Genomic DNA, 18,479 nt, shown 5'->3' on the forward strand with positions numbered 1-18,479 from the left:
GGGCAGAGACAATGGTCCCTACCCTGCTCCCGGATGCTGCGAAACAGCCACGAACACCCATGGAAAGTGAGATGTCCCATAGGTCTGGCTGATCCTGATCACCCGCCGCCGGACCTGCCCCGGCCGCCGGTCAGAAGCCGAGCTTGCGCAACTGCTTCGGGTCGCGCTGCCAGTCCTTCGCCACCCGTACGTGCAGGTCGAGATAGACCCGGGTGCCGAGCAACTCCTCGATCTGCCGCCGGGCGGTGGTGCCCACGTGCTTGAGGCGGCTGCCCCGGTGGCCGATGACGATGGCCTTCTGACTCGAGCGCTCCACGTACACGTCGGCGTAGATCTTGGTGAGGTTGCCCTCCGGGATCATCTCCTCCACCACCACGGCGATGGAGTGCGGCAGCTCGTCGCGTACACCCTCCAGCGCCGCCTCGCGGACCAGCTCCGCCACGAGGACCTGCTCCGGGTCGTCGGTGAGCATGCCGTCCGGGTAGAGCTGCGGTGACTCCGGCAGGTAGCCGGTCATCACGTCCACGAGCGTGTCGACCTGGTGCCCGGAGACCGCGCTGACCGGCACCACTGCGGCGAACTCGCCCAGCTCGCTCACCGCGAGCAACTGCTCGGCCAGCCGCTTCTTGTCGACCAGGTCGGTCTTGGTGACCACCGCCAGCACCGTGGCCTTCAGGCTGGCCAGCTCGCCGGTGATGAAGCGGTCGCCCCGCCCGACCGGCTCGTTCGCCGGGACGCACAGGCCGATCACGTCGACCTCGCTCCAGGTCTCCCGGACCAGATCGTTGAGGCGCTCGCCGAGCAGCGTCCGGGGACGGTGCAGGCCCGGGGTGTCGACCAGCACGAGCTGCGAGTCCGGCCGGTGCAGCACCGCCCGGATGATGTGCCGGGTGGTCTGCGGCTTGTTCGAGGTGATCGCGATCTTGGTGCCGACGATCGCGTTGGTGAGCGTCGACTTGCCGGCGTTCGGCCGCCCGACGAAACAGGCGAAACCGGCCCGGTAGGGACGCGCCTCGGGCGTGGTCACTCGACCACCGTGCCGAGGACGGTGCCGTCCGGCGCGGCCACGTGCACCGGCGCGTCGGCGGAGAGGTCACGCACCGCGGCGTGCCCGGCCCCGTCCAGCGTCGACGCCTCGCTCACCACCACAGCGGCCTCCAGCCGGCTCGCGCCCGCCGCCACCGCCGAGGCCACAGCGAGCTGGAGCGCGGTCAGGGTCAGCGACGGCAGCGCCACGCTCGCCGCCGCGTACGTCCGGCCGTCCTGGTCGCGGACCGCGGCGCCCTCCACGGCCGCCACCCGGCTCCGCGCGCCCCGGGCCAGGACGACGAGCTTGGCGTCCTCGGCGCTCAGCTCCGCCGGGTCGGCGGGGGTGGGCAGGGCAGCCGGTACGGCGGGTGACTCAGGCATCGGCGGGTTGCCTCTCCTCAGAACGGTTGTTGTCGCCACGCGAATCGGGCGGCTCGCTTCGGTTGGTGCCCTCCGGCGCGTCACCCCGGTCGACCCGGCTCACCAGAACCGTGTCGATCCGGTTGCGCCGGCCGGTGGTGCCCTCGGCCACCAGCCGCAGGCCGGCCACCTCGGCCTCGGCGCCCGGGATGGGCACCCGGCCGAGCGCCTGGGCGAGCAGGCCACCGACCGTCTCCACCTCGTCGGTGGGCAGCTCGGTGTCGAACAGCTCACCCAGATTCTCCACCGGCAGCCGCGCGGTCACCCGCACGGCCCCGTCCGGCAGGTGCTCGACCGGCGGGCGCTCGACATCGTACTCGTCGGTGATCTCCCCGACGATCTCCTCCAGGATGTCCTCGATGGTGACCAGCCCGCCGGTGCCGCCGTACTCGTCGACCACGATGACCAGGTGGTTCCGGGCCGCCTGCATCTCCGAGAGCAGGTCGTCCACCGGCTTCGACTCCGGCACGAACGTGGCCGGGCGCATCAGCTCGGCCACCGGCATCTGCCGGGCCTCCTGGTCGCCCTGGACCCGCCGGATCAGGTCCTTGAGGTAGAGCACGCCGAGCACGTCGTCGACGTTCTCTCCTATCACCGGGATGCGGGAGAAACCGGAGCGCAGGAACAGCGCCAGCGCCTGCGCGAGCGTCTTGCTCTCCTCGATCCACACCATCTCGGTACGCGGCACCATCACCTCGCGGGCGATGGTGTCGCCGAGCGCGAAGACCGAGTGGATCATCTGGCGCTCGCCGTGCTCCACCACCCCGCGCTGCTCGGCCAGGTCGACCAGCTCCCGCAGCTCCACCTGGGTCGCGAACGGCCCCTCGCGGAAGCCCTTGCCGGGGGTGACCGCGTTGCCGATCAGGATCAGCAGCGACGCCAGCGGGTTGAGCGCGCGGCCCAGCCAGCGCACCAGCGGAGCGACCGCGCGGCCGACCGCGTACGCGTGCTGGCGGCCGATCGTGCGCGGGCCGACGCCGACCACGACGAAGCTCACCACTGTCATCGCGCCGGCGGTCACCAGCGCCGCCCGCCAGCCCGCGCCGAACGTGTCGACAGCGACCAGCGCGACGAGCGTGGTGGCGGTCAGCTCGGCCAGCAGGCGCAGCAGGAGAAGCAGGTTCAGGTGGCGGACCACGTCACCGGCGACCACCTGGAGGGCACGCCCGCCGCGCGCGCCGTCCCGGGTCAGCTCGGCCGCGCGGGCCGGGGATACGGCGGCCAGCGCCGCCTCGGTCATCGCGATCAGGCCGGCGAGCACCACCAGCCCGGCGGCGAAGAACAGGAGTTGAAGATCGGGCAGACCGGCGGGGGCACGGACCGCCGCCAAGGCGTCCATCACCGCGACCGGGTCGACCGCCAGCTGGCCAGCAGCCGGGCCTGGAGGCCGAACATCTCCCGCTCCTCCTCGGGCTCGGCGTGGTCGTAGCCCAGCAGGTGCAGCACGCCGTGCACGGTGAGCAGGTGCAGCTCGTCGGCGGCCGAGTGCCCGGCCGCGGCGGCCTGCTTGGCCGCCACCTCCGGGCAGAGCACGATGTCGCCGAGCAGGGCCGGCTCACCGCCGGCCGGGCTGCTCTCGCCCGGGCCGTGGTCGACGCTGCCCTCGTCCATGGGGAAGGCGAGCACGTCGGTCGGGCCGTCGCCACCCATCCACCTGTGGTTCAGCTCCGACATGTATTCGATGTCGACGAGCAGCACGGACAGCTCGGCGAGGGGGTTGACCCCCATCTCGTCGAGGGCGTGCCGCGCGACGGCGAGCACGGCGTCGGTGTCGACGTCGACACCCGACTCGTTGGCGATCTCGATGGACAACTGTCTTCCTCTGATGATGTGACGGCTTGCGCCGGCAGGTCAGCGGCGCCGGCCGGCCCGGCCGCCCTGGGCGGTCCGCCCCGGTACGGCGTGCACGCTCTGCGCCTGCTGGTTCTCCCGCTCGGCGTCCCAGCGGGCGTACGCGTCGACGATCTCGCCCACCAGCTTGTGACGGACCACGTCGGAGCTGGAGAGCTGGGCGAAGTGCACGTCCTCGACGTTGTTCAGGATCTCCCGGACCACCCGCAGGCCGCTGGTCGTCCCGCCGGGAAGGTCCACCTGGGTGACGTCACCGGTGACGACGATCTTGGAGCCGAAGCCGAGCCGGGTGAGGAACATCTTCATCTGCTCGGGCGTGGTGTTCTGCGCCTCGTCCAGGATGATGAACGCGTCGTTCAACGTCCTTCCGCGCATGTATGCCAGCGGCGCGACCTCGATCGTGCCGGCGGCCATCAGCTTCGGGATGGTCTCCGGGTCGAGCATGTCGTGCAGCGCGTCGTAGAGCGGGCGCAGGTAGGGGTCGATCTTCTCGTTCAGGGTGCCGGGCAGGAAGCCCAGCCGCTCCCCCGCCTCGACCGCCGGCCGGGTCAGGATGATCCGGTTGACCTGCTTGGCCTGGAGCGCCTGCACGGCCTTCGCCATGGCCAGGTAGGTCTTGCCGGTACCCGCCGGGCCGATGCCGAAGACGATGGTGTGGGCGTCGATCGCGTCGACGTACTTCTTCTGCCCCAGCGTCTTGGGACGGATGGTGCGACCGCGCCGGGAGAGGATGTTGAGCGTCAGGACCTCGGCGGGCCGCTCGGCGCCGCCCTGCTCGAGCATGCCGACGGTACGCCGTACCGCGTCTGTGGTCAGTGTCTCGCCTTTCTCGATCAGTTCGAGCAGCTCACTGAAGAGACGCTCGGCGAGGGCGTTGTCGGCGGGGGCGCCGGTGATGGTGATCTCGTTGCCGCGCACGTGGACGTCGCTGTCGATCGAGCGCTCGACGAGCCGCAGGATCTCGTCGCCCGCACCGAGCAGATTCACCATGATCTTCTGGTCGGGAACCGTGATCCTGGTCTGCACACGTGGCGTGCCGGGAGGTGGGGTGCCGGTCATAGGTCGGGCCCGTCGGGCCCTGCGCCACCTGCTCTCCGCTTCTCGGGTGCCGAGCCCTGCTGGCGCGGCGTACGGTTACCTCCATCGTATCGGGTCGGCACCGTACGCACCGCGCCCATTTCCGGTGCTCGCCGGTCAGTCACCGACGCGGAAGTCGTACCCGTCGAAGGTCTCCTGGGTGCGGGTGAAGCGGTAGGTCGCCCAGTGCATCCGGACCACCACGCCGCGCTCGTCGCGGGTCAGCCGCAGCAGCTCCCCCACCTCCCGGCCGGAGACCGTCCGGAACACGTCCGGCCGGTCCGGCAGCGGCGCGAACACCGCGGGCGGCTTCCCGGCCGGGTCGTCCGCGCCACGCGCCCGCAGCGTCCCGTCGTGCCAGGAGAAGACGTACTCGAAGCCCTCGCCCCACCAGCGGCCCGGCACGCCGCGCAGGTGGTCCGGCGCGGGCGGGCCGGGACGCCACGGCTCGATCTCCGCCGGGTCGTGCTCGGCGGCGGCGGCGAGCAGCCGGTGTGACAGGTCGAACACCTCCACGCCGGTGCCGGACGAGCCGAGCACCGCGCAGCCCATCGCCCCGGCGGTGCCCTGCCCGCCGCGCCGCCCGTACACGGCGGCGAGGAATCCGGGCATCGCGCCGTCGTGGCCGACGTGGGTCACCCGCTCCGGCTGCGGGACCAGGATCAGGCCCAGCCCGAAGCCGGCCGCCCAGACCGACTCGTCGGTGGGGGTGAGCGGCCAGCGCATCTCCTCGACCGTCGCCGCGGAGAGCACCGCGCCGTCCGGGTCCACCGCCGCCGGGTCGGCCAGGAACGCGGCCCAGCGGGCCATGTCCGTCGCGGTGCTCCAGAGCTGCGCGGCGGGGGCCACCGCGCCGAAGTCGGCGGGTGGTTCCGGGTGTGCCTCGTCGGAGTACGCGTCGACCAGGAACCCGGTCGCGGCGCGCTCGGTCGGGTGCGGGCCGGTGGCGGTCAGCCCGAGCGGAGTGAGTACCCGGTCGGCCAGCACCTCGGCCCAGGTGCCGCCGCGCAGCCGGGCGACAGCCTCGCCGAGCAGCGCCAGGCCGAGGTTGGAGTAGTGGAAGCGCCGGCCGGCGGGCAGCACCCGCTCGACCCGGGCCAGATCCGCCAGCATCTCGTCGACCGCCGGGGCGCGCAGGCTGTCCCACACGTCGCCGTGCGGCTCGCGTTGCAGGCCGGCGGTGTGCGACAGCAGCCGGCGTACGGTCGCGTCGCCGTGCGCGGGCAGGTCGAGGTGCCGCCCGATCGGGTCGTCCAGGTCGAGCAGGCCGTCGTCGCGGCACTGCATGACGAGCGCCGCGGTGAAGGTCTTGGTGACCGAGCCGATCCGGAACACCGTCTCCGGTCCCAGCGGGGTGTCGTTGCCGGTGTCGCCCACGGTGCAGGTCCAGAGCGGCCGGTCGGCCCGGTGCAGGGCGGCCGACACCGCCGGGATCCGGCCGGTGGCCTGCGCCTGGCGCACCATCCGGCCGAGCCGGTCGGGGACGTCGGTCATCGGCAGAGCATCGGACCGAGCGGCGCGCCGCCGAGCAGGTGGGCGTGCACGTGGAAGACCTCCTGGCCGCCGTACGGGCCGGTGTTGAACATCAGCCGGAACCCGTCGACGGTCAGGCCCTCCTCCTCGGCGACCACGGCGGCGGTCTGGAGCACCTCGCCGGCCAGCTCGGGTGCGCCCTGGGCCAGCGTGGCCACGTCCGCGTAGTGCTCCTTCGGGATCACCAGCACGTGGGTGGGCGCCTTCGGGTCGATGTCCCGGAAGGCCAGGGTGGTGGCGGTCTCGCGGACGATGGTGGCCGGAATCTCCCCGGCGACGATCCGGCAGAAGAGGCAGTCCATCGCAGCAGTGTAAGGACGGGCGCCCGGAGCGTGCCGGGGGCACCGCCGGGCGGACCGCCCCGATGCGGCAGGATGGCCGCCATGTCGGGACGGGCGGTGCTGGTGACGGGGGCCTCGCGGGGCATCGGGCGGGCGGTGGCGCGGGCGTTCGCCGCCGGTGGGGACCGGGTGGCGATCCACCACCGGGACTCGGCCGAGCTGGCCGAGCGGCTGCGCGCCGAACTGCCCGGTGACGGGCACGTCGTGGTACGCGCCGACCTGGCCGACCCCGACGCGGTACGCGCCATGGTGGACGAGGCGGCCCAGCGGCTCGGCGGTCTCGACGTGCTGGTGAACAACGCGGGCGTGTTCGGGCCGGCCGATCCGCCGCACCCGGTCTTCGAGAGCAGCTACGAGCAGTGGCGGGCGCGGTGGCGGGAGGTGCTGGACACCAACCTCGTCGGCGCCGCGAACGCCGCCTGGTGCGCCGCGCAGCACATGCGCGAACGCGGGGGCCGGATCGTGAACGTCTCGTCCCGGGGCGCGTTCCGGGGCGAGCCGGCCAACCCGGCGTACGGGGCCAGCAAGGCCGGGATGAACGCGATGGCCCAGTCGCTCGCGGTGGCGCTGGCGCCGTACGGCATCGGGGTGGCCTGCGTGGCGCCCGGCTTCGTCGAGACCGACATGACGAACGAGCACCTGAAGAGCGAGCGGGGCGAGGCGGTACGCGCCCAGTCCCCGTTCCACCGGGTGGCCCGGCCGGAGGAGATCGCCGCGGCGGTGCACTGGCTGGCGAGCCCCGAGGCCGAGTGGGCGTCAGGCACCATCATCGACCTGAACGGCGCCTCCTACCTCCGCTCCTGACCCGCGCCCCGGCTCCGCGATCTTGCAGTTTTGGCCCTGGCAAACCGCGCTGAAGGGACATGGCGAGGGCCGTAACTGCAAGATCGGCGCGCAGGGCGGGGCGCGCAGGGCGGGGCGCGCGCGGGCGCGGCGGGCAAGACCGCGGGGCGGGCGGGTTACCAGTGGGTCAGGCGGGTGGCCAGGACTGTCAGGGCTGCCACGCCTGCTGTCGACGTGCGCAGGACCGTCGGGCCCAGGCGGACCGTGCGGGCGCCTGCTTCGGCGAACGCGGCCAGCTCGTGGTCGGCGATGCCGCCCTCCGGGCCGACCACCAGCACGATCTCGCCGGCCGCCGGCAGGTCGACGGTGGTCAGCCGGTCCTGTGCGCCCTCGTGCAGCACGAACGCTCCGGCCGCGCCGGCGATCCGGCGGGCCACCGAGGCGGTGGACTCGTCCGGCGCGCCGGCCACCACCGGAAGCCACGGGCGGCGGGCCTGCTTGGCCGCCTCCCGGGCGGTGGCCACCCACTTCTGCCGGGCCCGTTCGCCCCGTTCGCCGCGCCACTGCGCCACCGAGCGGGACGCCGCCCAGGGCACGATCTCGTCCACCCCGACCTCGGTCATCGCCTGCACGGCGAGTTCACCCCGGTCGCCCTTGGCGATGCCCTGCACCACGACCAGCCGGGGCACCGGCGCGTCCGCGTACCCCCGGCTGGTGACCCGCAGGTCGAGCGTGCCGCGGCCGACGGCGGTGACCACCGCGGCGGCGGTGCCGCCCCGGCCGTCGGCGAGCACCAGTTCCTCGCCGACGCGCAGCCGCTGCACGGTGGCCGCGTGGTGGCCCTCCGGGCCGTCCAGCGTCAGCGTGTCACCTGTCGGCAGCGCCTCGACCAGGAACAGCGGCGCGGACACCTCAGGCGTGCCCGTTGAAGGCGTCGCGCATCCGGGAGAAGAAACCGCCCTGCTTGGTCAGCTCGGCGACCTCCTCGCCGCGTGTCTTGGCGAAGTCGCGCAGCATCCGCTCCTGGTCGGCGTCCAGCTTGGTCGGGGTACGCACGTCCAGGTGCACGTAGAGGTCACCCCGGCCGGTGCCGCGCAGGTGCGGTACGCCCCGGGCGCGCAGCCGCAGCGTGCTGCCGGGCTGGGTGCCGGGCTTGACGTCGACCGTCTCCTCGCTGTCCAGCGTCTTGATGGTCAGCCGGGTGCCGAGCGCGGCGGCGGTCATCGGCACTGTGACACGGCAGTGCAGGTCGTCGCCCTTGCGGGAGTAGACGTCGTGCGGCCGTTCGTGGATCTCGACGTACAGGTCGCCGGCGGTGCCGCCGCCCGGGCCGACCTCGCCCTGCTGGGCCAGGCGGATCCGCATGCCGTCCTCGACCCCGGCCGGGATCTTGACGGTCAGCGAGCGCCGGGTGCGCACCCGGCCGTCACCGGCGCAGGTCGGGCAGGGGTGCGGGATGGTGGTGCCGTAGCCCTGGCAGACGGTGCACGGCCGGGCGGAGACCACCTGACCGAGGAAGGTCCGCTGCACCGACTGCACCTCGCCCCGGCCGCCGCACGCCTCGCAGGTGGCCAGGTGGGTGCCGGCGGCGGTGCCGGCGCCGGAGCAGGTGGTGCAGAGCACTGCGGTGTCGACGGTGATCGGCGCCTCGACGCCGAACGCGGTCTCGTTGAGGTCCAGTTCCAGGCGCAGGATCGCGTCCGCACCGGGGCGGGTACGCGGACGCGGGCCCCGGCTGCCGCCCGCGGCGCCGCCGAAGAACGCGTCCATGATGTCCTGGAAGCCGACGAACGGACCGGCGCCGCCCGGGCCGCCGGGACCGCCCATGCCACCGCCGCCCGGAGCGAGCGGGTCGCCGCCCAGGTCGACGATCTGCCGCTTCCGGTCGTCCGAGAGGACCTCGTACGCGGCGTTGATGTCCTTGAACTTCTCCTGGGCCTCCGGGTCCGGATTGACGTCCGGGTGGAACTGCCGCGCCAGCTTGCGGTAGGCGCGCTTGATCTCGTCGTCGGAGGCGTCCCGGCTCACGCCGAGAATGCCGTAGTAGTCCCTGGCCACTGCGTTAGGTGTCCTCATGTTCGTCTCGCGTCGCTCCGGTCGTCGGCCGGAACCGGCCGTCGGCCCTGACTGGTCAGTTCTGGGCCAGCAGTTCGCCCACGTAGCGTGCCACGGCCCTCACCATGGCGATATTGCCGGGGTAGTCCATCCGGGTCGGCCCGAGCACGCCGAGCCCGCCGACGATCGTGCTGCCCGGTCCGTAGCCGGTGCTGACCACCGAGGCGGCCCGCAGGTTGTCGAACTCGTTCTCGTCGCCGATGAGCACCCGGGTGGTGCTCGGCTCGGTCTCGCCGATCAGCTTGAGCAGCACGACCTCTTCTTCGAGCGCCTCCAGGATGGGCCGCAGCGAACCCTGGAAGTCGAGCAGGCCACCCCGGGTGAGGTTGGCCTGCCCGGCCAGCGCGAGCCGCTCCTCGTGCCGTTCCACGAGCGTCTCCAGCAGCACGGTGGAGAGCGTGGTCATGGCCGGGCGCAGATGCGGCGCGGACTCCTCGACGAGCGCCTGCACCAGCGGCGGCGTCTCGGCGAGCTGGCTGCCGACGAGCTTCTCGTTCACCAGCCGGCGCAGGTCGGTCACGTCGTCGGCGGGCACCGGGGCGGGCAGCTCGACCAGCCGCTGCTCGACCCGGCCGGTGTCGGCGATCATGACGACCATCAGCCGGGTGGTGGAGATCGGCACCAGCTCCAGGTGGCGCACCTTGGACCGGGCCAGGCTCGGGTACTGCACCACGGCGACCTGCCGGGTGAGCTGGGCGAGCAGCCGGACGGTGCGGTGCACCACGTCGTCCAGGTCGACGGCGCCGACCAGGAAGCGCTCGATCGCCCGGCGCTCGGCCGGGCTGAGCGGCTTGACCCGGGAGAGCCGGTCGACGAAGAGACGGTAGCCGCGGTCGGTGGGCACCCGGCCGGCGCTGGTGTGCGGCTGCCGGATGTAGCCCTCCTCCTCCAGCACCGCCATGTCGTTGCGCACCGTGGCCGGCGAGACGCCGAGCTGGTGCCGCTCGACCAGGGCCTTGCTGCCGACCGGCTCCTGCGTGGCGACGTAGTCCTCGACGATCGCGCGCAGCACGGCGAGTTTGCGGTCGTCGAGACCCATTCCCCACCTCCTGACGCACCTCGGTCGGGCCGTCGCGCGGCATCCGCCGTGCGGCTGGCACTCGACTGTAGCGAGTGCCAGTCTACGTCGGCACCCCCGCCGACGCGATGATCGGCTGACGGACCTGCGGTGCGGCCCGCCCCACAGCACGGCCCACCAGGGCCGAACAGCCGGTCATCGTCGGTCTGTGTCGCTCTGGTGCCGGTTGACGGCTGCCCCTACCGTGGCGACCATGACTGAACCTCCTCGCCCGCCCGGGGCAGGGGACTCCGGCCCCCAGCCCGACCCGTCGGCGCCCTACGGCTCGCCGGCCGGCGAACCGCCCACCGCTCCACTGTCCGGCGCGCCGGACGCGGGCGGCTATCCCCCGCCCGGTGACTATCCGCCCCCGGGTGGCTACCCGCCTCCGGGCGGTCAACCTCCGCCGGGCGGCTACCCGCCCCCTGGTGGTTACCCCCCGCCGGGCGGCACGCCGGGCTACGGCGCCGCCGGCTACCCGGCCGGTGGCGGATACGGCCCCGCGGCGTACGCCGACAACGACGAGAAGACCTGGGCGCTGGTGTCGCACTTCGGTGGCGCCGCAGGCGTCATCGTCGGTGGCGGTCTGCTCGGCTGGGTCGCCCCGCTGATCGCCATGATGACCCGCGGTCAGCAGTCGCCGACGGTCCGCGCCCACGCGGTCGCGGCGCTGAACTTCCAGATCACCTGGACTATCGCCAGCGTGCTCGCCTGGGTGATCACGGTCATCACCTGCGGGATCCTGTTCTTCGTCCCGATGCTGGTCTGGCTGGTGCCGCTGATCTTCGGGATCATCGGCGGGATCAAGGCCAACGAGGGTGTGCTCTACCGCTACCCGATGACCTACAACTTCATCAAGTGACACCGCCGGCCGGCCGAGGGGGCGGCCGGCCGGTGCCGGTCACGGCAGCAGGTCGCGTACCACCGCGTCGGCCAGCAGCCGGCCGCGCAGCGTCAGCACCACAAGCCCTCGCGCGTACGCCCCGTCGTCGAGCAACCCGGCGTCCCGGGCCCGCTCGGCGCCCGCCCGTCCGGCGGAGTCCAGCACGTCCAGCGGCAGACCGGAGGCGAGCCGCACCCGCAGCATCACGTCCTCCATGTGCTGCTCGTCAGCGGTGAGCTGTTCCCGGGCCAGCGCGGGCGAGGCGCCCTCGGCCAGCCGCGCCGCGTACGCGCTCGGGTGCTTGACGTTCCACCAGCGCACGCCGCCGACGTGGCTGTGCGCCCCCGGGCCCAGGCCCCACCAGTCGGCGCCGGTCCAGTAGAGCAGGTTGTGCCGGCACCGGGCCGCCGCCGAGCGGGCCCAGTTCGACACCTCGTACCAGGAGAATCCGGCCTCGCCGAGCGCGGCCTCCGCGGCCAGGTAGCGGTCCGCCGCCACGTCGTCGGAGGGGTACGGCAGCTCGCCCCGGCGCATCCGCGCGGCCAGCCGGGTGCCGTCCTCCACGATCAGGGCGTACGCGCTGACGTGATCCACGCCCGCGTCGACCACCTGGGCCAGCGAGGCGGCGAAGTCCTCGGCCGTCTCGCCCGGCGTGCCGTAGATCAGGTCCAGGTTCACGTGCTCGAACCCGGCGTCGCGCGCCTCCAGCGCGGCGGCGGTGGCCCGGCCCGCGCTGTGCCGCCGGTCGAGCACCGCCAGCACGCCGGGTGCGGCGGACTGCATGCCCAGCGAGATCCGGGTGTACCCGGCCGCCCGCAGCGTCTTGAGCGACTCCGGGCCGACCGACTCGGGGTTGGCCTCGGTGGTCACCTCGGCGTCGGCGGCCAGCCCCCAGACGCGGTCGATGCCGTCGAGGATCCGGGCCAGGTCGTCGGACGGCAGCAGGGTGGGCGTGCCGCCGCCGACGAAGACGGTGTCGACCCGGGGCGGCGGCGAGTCGCCCAGCACCCGGGCGGCCAGCTCCAGCTCGGCCAGCACCGAGTCGGCGTACGTCTCCCGGCTCGCCCCGCCGCCCAGCTCCGACGCGGTGTACGTGTTGAAGTCGCAGTAGCCGCACCGGCTGGCGCAGAACGGGACGTGGACGTACACGCCGAAGCCGCGCGCGCCGACGGCGCGACGGGCGGTGGCGGGCAGCGATCCGTCACGCGGGACGGGTTCGCCTTCTGGAAGGACGCCGGGCATGGCCACTAGTGTGCCCGGCATGACCTCTCCGGACGCTCTCGTGCGAGTCGCCACGGCCCGTGGGGTGACCACCCTCACCCTGGACAGCCCGCACAATCGCAACGCGCTCTCCACGCCCCTGATGACCCAGCTGCTGGCCGGGCTGGCCGACGCGGTCGCCGACGGCGCGGTACGCGCGATCGTGCTCGACCACACCGGCCCGGTCTTCTGCTCCGGCGCCGACCTGAAGGAGACAGCCGCCGCGTACGCCAGCGGCACGGTGCCCGCCGGGATGCTCGGCGACGTGCTCGTCGCGGTACGGGAGTGCCCGAAGCCGGTGGTGGCGAAGGTGGCCGGGCCGGCCCGGGCCGGTGGGCTGGGCCTGATCGCCGCCGCCGACCTGGCGGTCTGCGCGCAGGAGGCGACGTTCGCGTTCACCGAGGTGCGGATCGGGGTGATCCCGGCGGTGATCTCGGCGACCGTGCTGCCCCGGCTGGGTCAGCGGGCCGCCGCCGAGCTGTACCTGACCGGCGACACGTTCGACGGCCGCCGGGCCGCCGAGATCGGCCTGGTCACCGCCGCGGTGCCGGGCGACGAGCTCGACGCCGCCGTCGAGCGCTACTGCGCCTCGCTGGTCAAGGGCGCCCCCGGGGCGCTGGCCGGGGCGAAGGAGCTGCTGCGCCGGACCGCCGGGCCGGACCTGCGGGCCGAGATCGCCGAGTTGGCCGCGCTGTCGACCGGGTACTTCCTCTCCGACGAGGGGCGCGAGGGCGTGATGGCGTTCCGGGAGAAGCGACCCGCCGCCTGGGTGCCCGCCGAGGACTGAGGTGCGCGGCGGGCCCTGCGTGAGCCACTCCGGCCGACGTGGGGCCCGCCGGTCGGCCGAGAGCCGCCGTGGCGGGTGGGACGTACGCTTGTCGGACTGTCGGGACAGGGGGTGCGGGTGCGGACGCGAGCGGCGATCGTGGCATCCGGGGTGGCGGTGTGCGTGCTGGCACTGCTCGCGGTCTACGTCGTGACCAAGCAGTTCGGCGAGCACCTGCGGCTGCCGCTGGCCAGCCGGACCTGCACCGTGAAGGCGGACGGCGAGGTGGTGCTCGGCGCCGACCAGATGGCGAACGCGGCCACCATCGCGGCCATCGGGATGCAGCGCCGGATGCCCGAGCGGGCGGTGGTGGTGGCGCTGGCGACCGCGTACCAGGAGTCGCACCTGCGCAACATCGCCCACGGTGACCGCGACTCGCTCGGCCTGTTCCAGCAGCGCCCGAGCCAGGGCTGGGGCACCCCGGAGGAGATCCAGGATCCGCGGTACGCGGCGAACAAGTTCTACGCCGCGCTGAAGAAGGTCAAGGGCTGGGAGCGGATGCGGATCACCGACGCCGCCCAGCGGGTGCAGCGGTCGGCGTTCCCCGAGGCGTACCAGAAGTGGGCGGACGAGTCGGAGGTCCTCACCCGCGCGCTGCTCGGCCACGCGACCGGCGCGGTGGCCTGCACCGTCTCCTCGCCGCCGACGATGCGCGGCCCGGCCGCCGCCAGCGCGGTGCTGGAGAGCCTGTCGCTGGACTGGGGGCTGCCCCGGCTGGCCACGGCGACCGATTTGACCGCGCTCACCGTGCCGGCCGGTGACGACCGCAACGGCTGGCGGTACGCGCACTGGCTGGTCTCGCACGCCGACGACCACGGCGTGAAGAAGGTCCGCTTCGGCAACCTGGAGTGGACCGCCGAGCAGGGCTCCTGGGCCCGGGTGAAGGGCGACCCGGCCTCCGAGGTGCGCGCCGAGGTGTTCGCCGCGGCCTGACCGGCGCCGCCGGGTCAGCCCTTGACCGCTCCGGCGACCAGGCCGGAGACCATCCGGCGCTGCACCAGCAGGAAGAAGACGATCACCGGCAGGGTGAACAGCGTGGACGCGGCCATCACCGACCCCCAGGCGGTGTCGTCCCGGCCGAAGAAGAACGTCATCGCGACCGGCAGCGTGTATTTCTGCTGGTCGTTGATGAAGGTCAGCGCGAAGATCAGCTCGTTCCACGCGGTGATGAACGAGAAGATGCTGGTGGCGACCAGGCCGGGCGCGACGAGCGGGAACAGCACCTTGCGGAACGTCTGGGCCCGGCTGGCGCCGTCGATGGCGGCGGCCTCCTCCAGTTCCTTGGGCACCGCCGCGACGAAGCCGCGCAGCATCCAGACCGCGAACGGCAGCGAGAAACCGAGGTACGTGAGGATCAGGCTGGGCAGCGTGTTGTAGAGGCCGAGTCGCTGGATCATCAGGAACAGCGGGATGACCAGCGCCTCCAGCGGGATCATCTGCACCACCAGCAGCATGATCAGGAACGTGGTGCGCAGCTTGAACCGGAACCGGGCCACGGCGGTCGCGGCGAGCAGCGCGACCAGCCCGCTCAGCAGCACCGTCGCCAGCGCGACGAGCGCGCTGTTGAGGAAGAAGTCGGCGAACGTCACGCCCGGGATCAGGTTGCCGGTGAGGATCTCCCGGTAGTGCTCCAGCGTCGGCTCCGCCGGCACCGGCCGGGGGGTGGACGAGAAGATCTCCCGGTTGGGCTTCAGCGAGGTCGCCACCATCCAGTAGACCGGGAACGCGGCGAAGAGCGCGACCAGCAGGCCCGCGCCGTTGAGGGCGACCTTCTTCATCATTCGTCCTCCTGCCGCAGCACCATGCGGACGTACAGGGCGGTCACCACGAGCAGGATCACGGTGAGGATGACCGCGATGGCGGAGCCGAGGCCGTACTTGGGCGGCGGCGAGAACGCCTCCGCGTACGAGTAGATCGACAGCATGAACGTCGACCGGTCCTGGGTGCCGCCGGCCAGCACGAACTGCTGGGTGAAGACCTTGAAGTCCCAGATCGTGGAGAGCACCACGAGGATGCCGAAGACCGGCCGCAGGACCGGGAACGTGACCGACCAGAACACCTTCCACGGCCCGGCGCCGTCGACCCGGGCCGCCTCCTGCAACTCCGTCGGCACGCTCTTGAGCCCGGCCAGGACGCTCACCGCGATGAACGGGAACGAGTGCCAGACCACCACGAGCGTCAGGATGGCGAAGAACATCAGCGGGTCGTTGAACCAGCCGTACCCGGTCCAGTCGCTGCGCCCGAACAGGGCCGTGGAGAGCCCGTCCGGGAGCTTGTTGAACAGCCAGGTGACCAGGCCGCTCGTGTCGTCGAAGATCCACTTCCAGACGATCGTGCCGGTCAGCGCCGGGGTGGCCCAGGCGAGCATCACGCAGCTCGCCACGAACGTGGCCATCTTCTTGCCCAGGCGGTTGAGCAGCAGCCCGACCAGGGTGCCGAGGATCATCGTGAGCGCCACGTTGGCGAGCGCGAACAGCACGGTGTTGCGCAGCACCGTACGGAAGAACGGGTCGCCGAGGATCTGCGCGTAGTTGGCCAGGCCGACCCACGGCCACTCGCGGTCGCCGCGCAGCTGCCGGACGCTGTCCAGCTTGTGGAAGGACATCCACACGACCTGGCCGAGCGGCCAGAGCAGCAGCACGGCGATGATCGCCAGGCAGGGCAGCAGGAGCAGGTACGGAAGGTGGTCCACCCGGCGACGGCGCCGCCGCGCGGGGGTCTCCCGCGCGGCGGCCTCGCCGGTGGCCTCGGTCAGCGTGGTCACTTGGCGTTGAGGATGCTTTCCATCTCGGTGGCCGCGTCGGCGGTGGCCTTCTCGACCGTCTTCTGGCCCTTGATGACCGAGCTGTTCATCGCCTGGGTCACCGTCTTGGTGCGGCTGACCTCGACCCACTTCGGGGTGAGCGGGGTCAGCTTGGTGTTCTGGATGGCGGTGGCGAACGCGGCCATCACCTTGTCGTTGGCGTAGTCGCCGCTGCTGACCAGGTCCTGGTAGACCGGGAAGAAGCCGAGGCTGCTGGCGAACTCCTTGTCCTTCTGCTTGCTCAGCAGCACGGTCATGTAGTCCCAGGCCAGCGCCGCCCGCTCGCTGTCCTTCCAGATGGCGATGTCGGAGCCGCCGGCGAACGCCGGGGCGGGCTTGCCATCCGGGCCGGGGATCGGGAACGTGCCCCACACCTTCTCGATGTCGGGGTTGTCCTTCTTCATCGCGCCGCCCTGCCAGCTACCGGCGAACGCCATCGCGGCCTTGCCGGTGGCGAACTGGGTACGGGCGTCGACCTCGTTCCACCCGGCGGCGGCCGGCGGGGCCACCTTGTGCACGGTCACCAGGTCGGTCCAGAACTTGACCGCCTTCTGCGCCTCGGGGGTGTTGTAGCCGGACTTCCAGCTGTCGCCGTCCTTGGTGGCGATCTCCGCGCCGGCACCCCAGAGGAAGGAGTAGAACGGCAGCTCGGAGTTGCCGGGCAGGGCGATCCCGTAGGTGCCCGGCTTCTTGGCCTGCACGGCCTTCGCGGCGGCGACCATCTCGTCCCAGTTCGTCGGCGGCTTCACGCCGGCCTCGGCGAACCAGTCGGTGCGGTAGTAGACGGCACGCACACCGGCGTACCACGGCACGCCGTACTGCTTGCCGTCGAGCTGGGCGTTCTTGACCAGGTCGGGCAGGATGTCCTTGCCCTCGGACCAGCCGTTGAACTTGTCCGAGACGTCGGCCAGGGCCTCCTGCGCGGCCCAGCCCTGGGTCTCGGTGTTGCCCAGCTCGGTGACGTCCGGGCCCTCGCCACCGGCGAGCGCGGCCTGGAACTTCTTCGGCGCCTCGAGCCAGGGGATGTACTGCACCACGACGTCGGTCTCGGGGTGCTTCTTCTTGAACTCCGCCTCGACGCTGTCGAGGAACTTGGTCTGGGCGTCGCCGCCCTCACCCATCATCCACACAGTGAGCTTGCTGTTGTCGGCGGCCTTGTCGTCGTCGCCGGAGCCACCGCACGCGGTCAGCACCAACGCGGCCGACGCCACGATGGCGGTGACCGGAGCCAGCCGCTTCCACCTGTTCACGCCATATCTCCCTCAGGGCCGTTTGGCACTAACCTTCTCCGCCGCACCTTAGTAGGAAAATTTCCTTTACAACAGGGGGTGTTCGTGACGGAGGGCACAGGCGACCGTATCGCAGCCGAAGGCCCGGCCGACATCGATGCCGTCCGGGCAGTTCAGTGCCTACGTACGCCGACGGGCGCCCGGCCGGTGAGGCCGGGCGCCCGTCGAGGCGCGTGGTGCGGGGTCAGTAGCGCGAGACGCTGCGGCGACGGCCGATACCGGCCACCAGGGCCACACCGATCGCGGCGAAGAGCACCTGCAGCATCAGCTCGCGCCAGTCGATACCGGCGGTCTCGGCGAAGCCGGAGGCCCGGGCCACGATCGTGCCCAGAAGCGCGGCGCCGACACCGATCAGCATGTGCAGCCAGATCGGCATGTTCTGCCGGCCCGGCACGACCAGCCGGCCCAGCGCGCCGACGATCAGACCAACGACCAGCGCGGTGATGATGCCCCAAACGGTGAGCTCCATGGTCGCCCTCCTCCTTAAGAACCGGTCACACGTTTTTGTGTGGTTACTGTCGTGATCGCTAAGTTCCCGACCGCCCCGAAATCCAAACCGACTCCGATGACGAATTGTTCAGACGTACCCTGACCTGCTGTTTCTCCCCGAAGCCCGGCGCGGCGGGCGTCGCCGGCGCACCGACGGGGTTCAATGCGCCGAATACGCCGACGGGCGCCCGGCCGATACGGCCGGGCGCCCGTCGAGGCGCGTTCGTGCGTCGGTCAGTAACGCGAGACGCTGCGGCGGCGGCCGACGCCGGCCACCAGGGCCACACCGATGGCGGCGAGCACGACCTGCACGGCCAGCTCGGCCCAGTCGATGCCGGCGGTCTGCGTGGCGATGCCGAGCGCGCGGGCCAGGACGGTGCCCAGCAGCGCCGCGGCGACGCCGATCACCATGTGCAGCCACATCGGCATGTTCTGCCGGCCCGGCACGACCAGCCGGCCCAGCGCGCCGACGATCAGACCCACGACGAGCGCGGTGACGATGCCCCAGACGGTGAACTCCACGGTCGGTCCTCCTAAAGCGATTTCGCACGTTCTGTGTGCGTTTGCTGTCGTGCCCGCTAAGTGCCCGACGCATCGAAAACCGAAACCGGCGGCATCGACCGCCGCTCCCCCCGCCGGGACGAACCCGCAGGCGGGAGCGCTGCCAGAGGCTGAAAATTTCCTGGGTACGCGAACCGGCCGGCGCCCTGAGGACGAGGACGC

Annotated in this window: 20 protein-coding genes; 4 read left to right on the forward strand and 16 right to left on the reverse strand. The window is 72.2% G+C overall.

Going from position 1 to position 18,479, the window contains the following annotated elements:
• Positions 1–130 precede the first annotated feature (130 nt).
• From era to GA0070562_RS15705, 7 genes are all read right to left on the reverse strand, one after another.
• Positions 131–1,027, reverse strand: coding sequence for a GTPase Era (era, locus tag GA0070562_RS15675; RefSeq protein ID WP_091421729.1), 897 nt, complete (start codon positions 1,025–1,027; stop codon positions 131–133).
• Positions 1,024–1,410 (reverse strand): cytidine deaminase, encoded by a 387-nt coding sequence (locus GA0070562_RS15680; RefSeq protein WP_091421732.1) that lies wholly within the window; start codon positions 1,408–1,410, stop codon positions 1,024–1,026. Before GA0070562_RS15680 ends, era begins: the two co-directional genes overlap by 4 nt.
• Positions 1,403–2,812: a hemolysin family protein gene (locus GA0070562_RS15685; RefSeq protein ID WP_175438757.1), complete on the reverse strand. Its 1,410-nt coding sequence runs from the start codon at positions 2,810–2,812 to the stop codon at positions 1,403–1,405. The genes GA0070562_RS15680 and GA0070562_RS15685 overlap by 8 nt, the downstream gene beginning before the upstream one ends.
• The gene (gene ybeY / locus GA0070562_RS15690) at positions 2,788–3,261 is read right to left on the reverse strand and encodes an rRNA maturation RNase YbeY (RefSeq protein WP_091421737.1); all 474 of its coding nucleotides are present in this window, start codon (positions 3,259–3,261) and stop codon (positions 2,788–2,790) included. The genes GA0070562_RS15685 and ybeY overlap by 25 nt, the downstream gene beginning before the upstream one ends.
• A gap of 39 nt (positions 3,262–3,300) precedes the next feature.
• Positions 3,301–4,359 carry a PhoH family protein gene (locus GA0070562_RS15695; protein ID WP_091421739.1) on the reverse strand — a complete coding sequence of 353 codons (1,059 nt, stop codon included), beginning with the start codon at positions 4,357–4,359 and terminating at the stop codon, positions 3,301–3,303.
• Between the two features lie 135 nt (positions 4,360–4,494).
• On the reverse strand, positions 4,495–5,871 hold the full coding sequence (locus tag GA0070562_RS15700; protein ID WP_091421743.1) for a serine hydrolase domain-containing protein: 1,377 nt from the start codon (positions 5,869–5,871) through the stop codon (positions 4,495–4,497).
• Positions 5,868–6,212, reverse strand: coding sequence for a histidine triad nucleotide-binding protein (locus GA0070562_RS15705; protein WP_013475524.1), 345 nt, complete (start codon positions 6,210–6,212; stop codon positions 5,868–5,870). The genes GA0070562_RS15700 and GA0070562_RS15705 overlap by 4 nt, the downstream gene beginning before the upstream one ends.
• An 81-nt stretch (positions 6,213–6,293) precedes the next feature.
• Here GA0070562_RS15705 and GA0070562_RS15710 point away from each other — a divergent pair, with 81 nt between their 5' ends.
• The gene (locus GA0070562_RS15710; protein WP_091421747.1) at positions 6,294–7,055 is read left to right on the forward strand and encodes an SDR family NAD(P)-dependent oxidoreductase; all 762 of its coding nucleotides are present in this window, start codon (positions 6,294–6,296) and stop codon (positions 7,053–7,055) included.
• A 155-nt stretch (positions 7,056–7,210) separates the two neighbouring features.
• On the opposite strand, the gene GA0070562_RS15715 is transcribed toward GA0070562_RS15710, so the two are convergent.
• The 3 genes from GA0070562_RS15715 to hrcA all read right to left on the reverse strand — a co-directional run bounded on the left by GA0070562_RS15715 (position 7,211) and on the right by hrcA (position 10,188).
• The gene (locus GA0070562_RS15715) at positions 7,211–7,945 is read right to left on the reverse strand and encodes a 16S rRNA (uracil(1498)-N(3))-methyltransferase (protein ID WP_091421750.1); all 735 of its coding nucleotides are present in this window, start codon (positions 7,943–7,945) and stop codon (positions 7,211–7,213) included.
• 1 nt (position 7,946) lies between these two features.
• The gene (gene dnaJ, locus GA0070562_RS15720; protein WP_175438744.1) at positions 7,947–9,092 is read right to left on the reverse strand and encodes a molecular chaperone DnaJ; all 1,146 of its coding nucleotides are present in this window, start codon (positions 9,090–9,092) and stop codon (positions 7,947–7,949) included.
• Between the two features lie 73 nt (positions 9,093–9,165).
• Entirely contained in the window at positions 9,166–10,188 is a 1,023-nt protein-coding gene (gene hrcA / locus GA0070562_RS15725; protein WP_013287975.1) for a heat-inducible transcriptional repressor HrcA, read from the reverse strand.
• Positions 10,189–10,420: 232 nt separating this feature from the next.
• Here hrcA and GA0070562_RS30915 point away from each other — a divergent pair, with 232 nt between their 5' ends.
• Positions 10,421–11,068 carry a DUF4870 domain-containing protein gene (locus tag GA0070562_RS30915; protein WP_091421757.1) on the forward strand — a complete coding sequence of 216 codons (648 nt, stop codon included), beginning with the start codon at positions 10,421–10,423 and terminating at the stop codon, positions 11,066–11,068.
• A gap of 39 nt (positions 11,069–11,107) precedes the next feature.
• Here GA0070562_RS30915 and hemW read toward each other — a convergent pair whose 3' ends face one another.
• Positions 11,108–12,331 (reverse strand): radical SAM family heme chaperone HemW, encoded by a 1,224-nt coding sequence (gene hemW / locus GA0070562_RS15735; RefSeq protein ID WP_175438745.1) that lies wholly within the window; start codon positions 12,329–12,331, stop codon positions 11,108–11,110.
• A 19-nt stretch (positions 12,332–12,350) separates the two neighbouring features.
• Between hemW and GA0070562_RS15740 the strand changes: the two genes are divergently transcribed.
• Together GA0070562_RS15740 and GA0070562_RS15745 are read left to right on the forward strand one after the other, a co-directional pair.
• Positions 12,351–13,136, forward strand: coding sequence for an enoyl-CoA hydratase-related protein (locus GA0070562_RS15740; RefSeq protein ID WP_091422075.1), 786 nt, complete (start codon positions 12,351–12,353; stop codon positions 13,134–13,136).
• A gap of 111 nt (positions 13,137–13,247) precedes the next feature.
• Positions 13,248–14,108 carry a hypothetical protein gene (locus tag GA0070562_RS15745; RefSeq protein WP_175438746.1) on the forward strand — a complete coding sequence of 287 codons (861 nt, stop codon included), beginning with the start codon at positions 13,248–13,250 and terminating at the stop codon, positions 14,106–14,108.
• Between the two features lie 14 nt (positions 14,109–14,122).
• Here GA0070562_RS15745 and GA0070562_RS15750 read toward each other — a convergent pair whose 3' ends face one another.
• The 5 genes from GA0070562_RS15750 to GA0070562_RS15770 form a co-directional block, all read right to left on the reverse strand.
• Positions 14,123–14,956, reverse strand: coding sequence for a carbohydrate ABC transporter permease (locus GA0070562_RS15750; protein WP_091421764.1), 834 nt, complete (start codon positions 14,954–14,956; stop codon positions 14,123–14,125).
• Positions 14,953–15,939: a carbohydrate ABC transporter permease gene (locus GA0070562_RS15755; protein ID WP_091421769.1), complete on the reverse strand. Its 987-nt coding sequence runs from the start codon at positions 15,937–15,939 to the stop codon at positions 14,953–14,955. The genes GA0070562_RS15750 and GA0070562_RS15755 overlap by 4 nt, the downstream gene beginning before the upstream one ends.
• Positions 15,936–17,228 (reverse strand): sugar ABC transporter substrate-binding protein, encoded by a 1,293-nt coding sequence (locus tag GA0070562_RS15760; RefSeq protein WP_091421774.1) that lies wholly within the window; start codon positions 17,226–17,228, stop codon positions 15,936–15,938. Before GA0070562_RS15760 ends, GA0070562_RS15755 begins: the two co-directional genes overlap by 4 nt.
• A 223-nt stretch (positions 17,229–17,451) precedes the next feature.
• A complete protein-coding gene (locus GA0070562_RS15765; RefSeq protein WP_091421777.1) occupies positions 17,452–17,736 on the reverse strand; it encodes a GlsB/YeaQ/YmgE family stress response membrane protein in 285 nt (94 codons plus the stop codon).
• 254 nt (positions 17,737–17,990) lie between these two features.
• The gene (locus GA0070562_RS15770; protein ID WP_091421781.1) at positions 17,991–18,278 is read right to left on the reverse strand and encodes a GlsB/YeaQ/YmgE family stress response membrane protein; all 288 of its coding nucleotides are present in this window, start codon (positions 18,276–18,278) and stop codon (positions 17,991–17,993) included.
• Positions 18,279–18,479: the final 201 nt, after the last annotated feature.

It is taken from the genome of Micromonospora tulbaghiae, assembly GCF_900091605.1.
Lineage (GTDB): Bacteria > Actinomycetota > Actinomycetes > Mycobacteriales > Micromonosporaceae > Micromonospora > Micromonospora tulbaghiae.

What these genes read in the sequence shown, in the direction of transcription:
- GA0070562_RS15705 (WP_013475524.1), bottom strand. Translation starts at nt 6,212, where the DNA reads ATGGACTGCCTCTTCTGCCGGATCGTCGCCGGGGAGATTCCGGCCACC.
- GA0070562_RS15695 (WP_091421739.1), bottom strand. Translation starts at nt 4,359, where the DNA reads ATGACCGGCACCCCACCTCCCGGCACGCCACGTGTGCAGACCAGGATC.
- GA0070562_RS30915 (WP_091421757.1), top strand. Translation starts at nt 10,421, where the DNA reads ATGACTGAACCTCCTCGCCCGCCCGGGGCAGGGGACTCCGGCCCCCAG.
- GA0070562_RS15710 (WP_091421747.1), top strand. Translation starts at nt 6,294, where the DNA reads ATGTCGGGACGGGCGGTGCTGGTGACGGGGGCCTCGCGGGGCATCGGG.
- GA0070562_RS15765 (WP_091421777.1), bottom strand. Translation starts at nt 17,736, where the DNA reads ATGGAGCTCACCGTTTGGGGCATCATCACCGCGCTGGTCGTTGGTCTG.
- GA0070562_RS15750 (WP_091421764.1), bottom strand. Translation starts at nt 14,956, where the DNA reads ATGATGAAGAAGGTCGCCCTCAACGGCGCGGGCCTGCTGGTCGCGCTC.
- GA0070562_RS15680 (WP_091421732.1), bottom strand. Translation starts at nt 1,410, where the DNA reads ATGCCTGAGTCACCCGCCGTACCGGCTGCCCTGCCCACCCCCGCCGAC.
- GA0070562_RS15740 (WP_091422075.1), top strand. Translation starts at nt 12,351, where the DNA reads ATGACCTCTCCGGACGCTCTCGTGCGAGTCGCCACGGCCCGTGGGGTG.
- hrcA (WP_013287975.1), bottom strand. Translation starts at nt 10,188, where the DNA reads ATGGGTCTCGACGACCGCAAACTCGCCGTGCTGCGCGCGATCGTCGAG.
- hemW (WP_175438745.1), bottom strand. Translation starts at nt 12,331, where the DNA reads ATGCCCGGCGTCCTTCCAGAAGGCGAACCCGTCCCGCGTGACGGATCG.
- GA0070562_RS15700 (WP_091421743.1), bottom strand. Translation starts at nt 5,871, where the DNA reads ATGACCGACGTCCCCGACCGGCTCGGCCGGATGGTGCGCCAGGCGCAG.